The 5,920-nt window shown below is 36.9% G+C and carries 5 protein-coding genes; 1 reads left to right on the top strand and 4 read right to left on the bottom strand.

Going from position 1 to position 5,920, the window contains the following annotated elements; genetic code table 11:
- Nucleotides 1-111: 111 nt before the first annotated feature.
- From ptsP to glcT, 4 genes are all read right to left on the bottom strand, one after another.
- Complete coding sequence (ptsP, locus tag AS180_RS20810) at nucleotides 112-1,830, bottom strand: phosphoenolpyruvate--protein phosphotransferase (protein WP_025909187.1); 1,719 nt, start codon at nucleotides 1,828-1,830, stop codon at nucleotides 112-114.
- Complete coding sequence (locus AS180_RS20805) at nucleotides 1,830-2,096, bottom strand: phosphocarrier protein HPr (protein WP_025909186.1); 267 nt, start codon at nucleotides 2,094-2,096, stop codon at nucleotides 1,830-1,832. Before AS180_RS20805 ends, ptsP begins: the two co-directional genes overlap by 1 nt.
- Before the next feature lie 18 nt (nucleotides 2,097-2,114).
- Entirely contained in the window at nucleotides 2,115-4,169 is a 2,055-nt protein-coding gene (gene ptsG, locus AS180_RS20800; protein ID WP_025909185.1) for a glucose-specific PTS transporter subunit IIBC, read from the bottom strand.
- A gap of 262 nt (nucleotides 4,170-4,431) precedes the next feature.
- Nucleotides 4,432-5,280: a glucose PTS transporter transcription antiterminator GlcT gene (glcT, locus tag AS180_RS20795; RefSeq protein ID WP_025909184.1), complete on the bottom strand. Its 849-nt coding sequence runs from the start codon at nucleotides 5,278-5,280 to the stop codon at nucleotides 4,432-4,434.
- A 446-nt stretch (nucleotides 5,281-5,726) separates the two neighbouring features.
- Between glcT and AS180_RS20790 the strand changes: the two genes are divergently transcribed.
- The coding region (locus AS180_RS20790) for a DUF4372 domain-containing protein (protein WP_139109177.1) at nucleotides 5,727-5,920 on the top strand (194 nt) is incomplete at its 3' end.

Genomic DNA, 5,920 nt, shown 5'->3' with positions numbered 1-5,920 from the left:
TTTCCAACATTGTTTTCACAATCAACAAAAAACCTGAACGATTAAAAGTGAGAAACTCTCAATCGTTCAGGTTTATCATTAGCTGAATTACTTATGTCCCAGCCTCTTTTATTAGATATGGAATTTTGATTTTACAAATTCAATTACTTCTTCAGTAGAAGACATTGATAAAATCTCATCTAAGTGTGGTTCAATATCCGCTTTTGATAATTGACGGATTTGAGAACGTGCTTTTAAGATAGATGTTGCGCTCATTGAGAATTCATCTAAGCCTAAGCCTAAAAGAATTGGAATCGCAATTTCATCTCCAGCCATTTCTCCACACATACCAACCCATTTGCCTTCTTTATGAGCCGCTTTAATAACCATGTTTACTAAGCGTAAGATTGCCGGGTTATACGGTTGATATAAGTAAGATACGCGCTCATTCATGCGGTCAGCCGCAAGCGTGTATTGAATTAAATCGTTTGTTCCAATTGAGAAGAAGTCTACTTCTTTTGCAAATAAATCTGCAATAACTGCTGAAGAAGGAATTTCAACCATCATACCTACTTCAATGTTATCAGAAACGCTAACGCCCTCTGCTTCAAGCTTTGCTTTTTCTTCTAAAAGAATGGCTTTTGCTTGGCGGAACTCGTCAACTGTTGCAATCATTGGGAACATGATTTTTAAGTTTCCATATACGCTAGCACGTAATAACGCACGAAGCTGTGTACGGAACATATCTTGCATTTCTAAGCATAGACGGATTGCACGGAAACCTAAGAATGGATTCATTTCTTTAGGTAGGTTTAGATAAGGAAGCTCTTTATCTCCACCGATATCTAAAGTACGAACAACAACAGGCTTGCCTTCCATACGCTCTAAAACTGTTTTGTATGATGTGAATTGTTCTTCCTCTGTTGGAAGTTCTTCACGACCCATATATAAGAACTCTGTACGGTAAAGACCAACGCCTTCACCACCGTTTTCTAATACACCTTTAACATCTTCAGGCGTTCCAATATTAGCAGCAAGTTCTACGTGGTGATCATCCGCTGAAACTGTTTTTTCGTTTACAAGCTTTGCCCATTCAGCTTTTTGTGCTGCATATTCTTCTGCCTTTTTCTCATACGCTTTAATCGTTTCTTCTGATGGGTTAACAATAACGTTTCCATCAAGACCATCAACGATTACAAGTGTATCGTTTTCAATGTCTTCCATAACTGTTTTTGTTCCAACAACAGCTGGAATTTCCATTGAACGGGCCATAATTGCAGAGTGAGAAGTACGGCCTCCGATATCAGTTGTAAACCCTTTTACAAATTTACGATTTAACTGAGCTGTGTCAGATGGCGTTAAGTCTTCTGCAATAATGACAACTTCTTCAGAAATCATGCTTGGGTTTGAAACGTTTACACCTAAAAGATGTGCTAATACACGCTTCGTTACGTCACGAATATCTGCTGCACGCTCTTTCATGTATTCGTTATCCATTGACTCAAACATGTTGATGAACATCGCTGCAACTTCGTCTAGTGCGACTTCTGCATTCACGTTTTCACCAGTAATTTTATCTTTAATCGGATTGATTAATTCCGGATCGCTTAATACTAATAAATGTGCTGCAAAGATTTCAGCTTTATCTTCGCCAAGTTCTTTACGCGCATGTTCTTTAATCGTTTCAAGTTCTGATCTAGATGTTGCAAGTGCTTCTTCTAGACGAGCTACTTCAGCTTCAACGTCTGAAACGGATTTCTTTTCAACGGTTAACTCTGGATTTTCTAGACGGAATGCTTTAGCAATAGCAATGCCGCTAGAAGCGGCAATGCCTTGAATTTCCACTGTCATTATTCACCTAATCCTTCTTTTTTCATTGTATCTTCAAGAGCTGCAATTGCATCAGCTTCGTCTGAACCTTCAGCAGAAATTGTGATTGTAGCTCCTTTTTGGATACCTAAAGACATAACGCCCATGATTGATTTTAAGTTTACAGTTTTACCGTTGAACTCTAAGTTGATATCAGAATCAAATTTGCTAGCTGCTTGTACTAATGTTGTTGCTGGACGTGCGTGAATTCCTGAGTCTGCTGTTACTGTAAATGTTTTTTGTGCCATGTTAAATCAATCTCCTTTTTACTTTGAAATAGTAATAATATTTTGTTCTTGCAATGAAACTTCGCCTTGCTTTAAGATTTTTACCTTTTCATCTGCTTGTAGGTTTGTAAAGATGACAGGTGTAATCGTAGATGGTGCATTTGATTTTACAAAATCCAAGTCAACTTGTAATAATGGTTGGCCTTGCTTCACTTCGTCACCTTGAGCAACAAGTGCATCAAAACCTTCACCTTTTAAGTTAACTGTGTCAATTCCAAAGTGAATTAGAATTTCTTGCCCAGTCGTTGATTCAATTCCTAAAGCATGCTTCGTCGGGAATAAGTTTACTATCTTTCCATCCACTGGCGCAACTACTGTGCCTGTTTTCGGAATAATCGCAAAACCGTCACCCATTAATTTTTGTGAGAATACTTGGTCCGGTACTTCTGATAACGGAACTAATTCTCCTTCAATTGGTGAAACAATGTCGCCACCGTTTGTGCTTACCGCAGCTTTCGATGCTTCTTCTACAGCTTTTGGTTCTTCTTTTGGTGCAACAGGCGTTTTGCCATCCATAATGTCTTTAATCTGACTCTTTAACGTATCAGATTTAGGACCAAAGATTGCTTGAATATTGTTACCTACTTCTAACACACCAGAAGCCCCTAACTTTTTCAATCGCTCTTTATCAACATTTTTAACATCATCAACTGATACACGTAAACGAGTAATACATGCGTCTAAGTGCGTAATGTTTGGTTGACCACCTAATGCTTCTAGGATATTGCGTGGTAATTCACCCGCTTCAACCTTATCACTATCTGCATCATCCGATTTCTCTTCACGACCTGGTGTTTTTAAATTAAACTTACGGATCGCAAAGCGGAAACCAAAGTAATAAATAACTGCTAGAACAAGACCAACTGGGATTACTAACCACCAATCTGTTCTATTTTGTAACACACCGAATAGGATATAGTCAATAACCCCACCGGAGAATGTCATACCAATTTTAACATTTAAAATCTCCATGATCATAAATGATAGACCAGCAAACACTGCGTGAATTGCGAATAAAACTGGTGCTACGAATAAGAATGAGAACTCAAGTGGTTCTGTAATACCTGTTAAAAATGATGTTAAAGCCGCTGAACCCATGATACCAGCTACATACTTCTTATTTTCAGGACGAGCTTCGTGATAAATAGCAAGCGCTGCTGCTGGTAAACCGAACATCATGAACGGGAATTTACCAACTTGGAACGTACCTGCTGTTAATTCAGCACCATCTGCTAATTGTGCCATGAAGATACGTTGGTCTCCACGGAACACTTCACCAGCTTGATTCACATAAGACCCAAACTCATACCAGAATGGTGAATAGAAAATATGGTGTAAACCGAATGGAATTAATGAACGCTCAATAACCCCGAAGATAAATGCCGATAGCGTTAAGTTTGCATCAATCATATTGTTTGAGAATGCATTTAGTGCATTTTGAATGATTGGCCATATTGCTACCATGATTAAACCAATAACAATTGATGATACCGCTGTTGCGATTGGAACAAAGCGCTTACCAGCAAAGAAACCTAAGTATGGAGGTAGCTCGATGTTAAAGAAACGGTTGTACATAGCCGCTGCTAGCACCCCAATTATAATACCACCAAACACACCTGTTTGTAACGTTGGAATTCCTAACACACTTGCGTATGCAGGATCTTCTAATAACTTAGCAAATTCAGCTGGTTTTAAACCATCCAGCCCTTTTACTGTACCCATCGTTACGTTCATAATTAAATAACCAACGATTGCTGCAAGTCCGGCTACGCCTTCTCCTCCAGCTAACCCAACTGCTACCCCTACAGCAAATAGTAAAGGTAAGTTACCAAAAATAATGTCTCCAGCGTTGGACATAACATGAGCAACCATCTGGAACCAGTCAGCATTTAAAGCCGGTAATCTTTCAAGTAACGTTTCATTTTGAAAAGCAGTACCAAACCCAAGTAGGATACCTGCTGCCGGTAAAATCGCAACCGGCAACATAAGTGCTTTTCCGACTTTTTGTAAGACGCCAAAAAGCTTTTTAAACATGGCGTTTTACCCCCTTTTTATATTTGTATTGTGCAACAAGATGATGTTTTGATACACATTCAATTCAAACGCTTTCTTTTTAACAAAAAAGGGTACGTGAATCTAAGTGAGTATTTCATTAGTTTGTTCATGATTACGCTTTCTTACAACAAAAAAGGCATGGTGAAAATTGAAACACCAACAAAAGGATAGACCTATCCCTGTCCATGCGTTTCATTTCTCACTCATGCCTGATCGTATCAGTAACACGTATGAAATGATTTTATAAATCCGATTTTGTCATAAGTCGCTGCAGATGCATCGTTAAATAAACGGCTTCTGCTTCATAAACTGGTAAGTGTAGAGCTTGTTGCATAATTTTAATCACTTTCCATGAGACATTGTAACATAGAGGATATTCCTCTTTCAATAGTAAAGCAATTTTTTTTGGTTCTTCAATGACTTCCCCTGTCTTCACCCGATCAATTGCAAAATGCAAGTGGCGAATTAGCCTCATATAATGAACAGATTCTTTGTTCACATCAAGGTTTAAAGACTCTTCAATGACGTTAATAATTGTTTGAATAAGCTGCGAATCTTGATTTACTTCTAAAATATTTTTTTCCGTTAGCGCGCTGTGAATATGCAGTGCAATAAACCCCACTTCCCCTATCGGTAGCTGCACTCCAACTTTTTCATGAATCATTGCTACAACCTCTTCAGCAATTTCAAATTCTTTTGGGTAAAGAGCTTTTGTTTCAATTAAAAAAGGATTTTTCAAATCAAGGCCTTGTTGAAAACGCTTTACAGCAAATGCAATATGATCTGTTAATCCGATATGAATGTGCTCATTTAAAGGTTTAGATACACGTGCTTGTATATGTGTAATGATATCATTCATCATCTCAATTACATTTTCGTCAACCTGTAGTAAAAGCTGCTTATATTGTTCCTGCTCTTCCTCGCTTTTAAGCAAAAACATCTTTTCTACAGCATCTGCATCTATTTCGTCGTTTTTCTTTTTATTAAAGCCAATTCCTTTTCCTATTAAAACAACCTCTTTGTATGCATTGTGTGTAGCAATTAAAACATTATTATTTAGTACCTTTTTTACAAAAAAGGACTCTCTCACGAATCCTTCACTCCCCTACTTGACTTCAATTACGCGTTTTTTTATTGTACGAAAACTGGCAAAAGAACGTCAAATCTTTTGTTTTGTTTCATTTTTACCTTTATAACCTCATGAAAGAAGTATCTCTTGGGAAAGTAAATATTTTCCTTCATTAAATGTTTAATAAGTAAAAGCTTACTTTTTTTATACTAGCTTCAAAATAATTTATTGTACGTACTATCTTAGTGCTTATTTCTCATAAACGCAATGAATTTTTTTGAGTCGGTTCCATAACATGCATTGACAATAAATTGGTTATATTTAGCCACTAGTGTTGCATTAATTTAAATTAACTATTAAAAAGACTCAAAATCTTCAATTTTATTATTTTAGGCAAACAAAAAGTCCTTTATAATGGAAATAGATGGTGGTAACCCGTCCAAATCCACTAATAAAGGACCAAACTTATGGACAAGATTACACGAAAAACTTCATTTGGACAATGGTTTTCACCAATTAATCTTCAATTATTAGAAGATAACGTGAAAACATTGAAATTAGATTACTATACGAAAAAATTAACGACAGAATCATTCCTTAAATTATTACTTTTTGCACAGCTAGTAGAAATTGAAAGTCTACATGCATTGGGCGATAGCCT

Origin of the sequence: Priestia veravalensis, assembly GCF_001457055.1 — a bacterium.
In the GTDB taxonomy this organism is placed as follows: Bacteria; Bacillota; Bacilli; order Bacillales; family Bacillaceae_H; genus Priestia; species Priestia flexa.
This window is presented reverse-complemented; position numbering and strand designations above follow the sequence as displayed.